This is a genomic window from Streptococcus sp. GMD4S, from assembly GCF_000296955.1.
On record NZ_AJRE01000217.1, the window covers coordinates 1 to 1,517 of the forward strand.

A 1,517-nucleotide genomic window follows, 5' to 3' on the forward strand; every position below is an offset into this window, starting at 1 on the left:
TCTTTTTCTCCTGTTTCTTTTTGAGTCTTCTATATTATACCATAAAGTGACTTTCCTGACTAGTTTGTTTTACGCTTTCAAGAGGGGGTTAAGCCAATTCTAAGCTAGTCTTACAATCAGAATGAACTATAAAATTACGAATAATTCTCCCCCTTCCTCTCTTTTCTCTACTATTTTAAGAAAAAACAACAGCAAATATGTATCTTGCTAAAAAGCTCTTGACAAATGCTAAGCGACCATTAGAATGGGAGGTGAGGAGATAAATAGAAACAAAATAAACGGAACTGCTTTATAAAATGTAAGCGGTTTCTAATACACAAAGGAGGGTTTTATGAAAAAACACTTTTGGGAGAAATCCTGTCGCTATAGCATCCGCAAGCTGACGGTTGGGACTGCTTCTATTTTACTGGGGGCCGTTTTTCTAGTAAACCACACTGTAGCCGCAGACAGTGTTGAGGTCAAACAAACTGAACCAACCTCTGTCGAATCTATCACTAAGCCTGATAGTGAGCCCAAAGCAGCTGAAGCGACTGAAACTACAAATCCGTCCCTAGCAGAAAGTCCAGTAGTTTCCGAAAGCAAGCCAGCTGAGGAGACTCAGACGACAAATATTCAAGCTAGTGAAGAAGCCATTGTAGAAGCTAAAGAAAATAAGGAACCTGAAAAGGCAGATCAGCCGGTGACAAAGCAAGAAAACTATCAACTCAACTACGATCAGCCAACAGCTCCCTCCTATGATGGATGGGAAAAACAAGCCCTCCCTGTCGGAAACGGAGAAATGGGAGCCAAGGTTTTCGGTCTAATTGGCGAAGAAAGAATCCAGTACAACGAAAAGACCCTCTGGTCAGGAGGACCACAACCCGATAGCACCGACTATAACGGAGGAAACTACAAGGATCGCTACAAGGTCTTAGCAGAGATACGTAAAGCCCTCGAAGCTGGAGATCGCCAAAAAGCTAAACAGCTCGCTGAACAAAATCTAGTTGGACCAAACAACGCCCAGTATGGACGTTACCTAGCCTTTGGAGATATCTTCATGGTCTTTAATAACCAGAAGAAAGGACTAGATACTGTAACTGATTATCATCGTGGTTTGGATATCACAGAAGCCACTACGACCACTTCTTACACCCAAGATGGGACAACCTTCAAGCGTGAAACCTTCTCCAGCTATCCTGATGATGTCACCGTGACCCACTTGACCAAAAAAGGAAACAAGACACTTGACTTTACCCTTTGGAACAGTTTGACAGAAGACTTGCTTGCTAATGGCAACTACTCTTGGGAATATTCCAACTATAAGAATGGTCATGTCACTACAGATGCAAACGGAATCCTTCTAAAGGGAACTGTCAAAGATAACGGCCTCAAGTTTGCATCCTATCTAGGAATTAAAACGGACGGAAAGGTGACTGTTCAGGACGAGACACTAACCGTTACAGGCGCAAGTTATGCGACCCTCTATCTCAGTGCCAAGACTAACTTTGCTCAGAATCCAAAAACCAACTATCGAAAAG

The 1,517-nt window shown here is 42.6% G+C and carries 1 protein-coding gene; it reads left to right on the forward strand.

Annotation, left to right across the window (positions count from 1 at the left end; genetic code table 11):
- Positions 1 to 331: 331 nt before the first annotated feature.
- The coding region (locus GMD4S_RS08780) for a glycoside hydrolase family 95 protein (protein WP_000716120.1) at positions 332 to 1,517 on the forward strand (1,186 nt) is incomplete at its 3' end.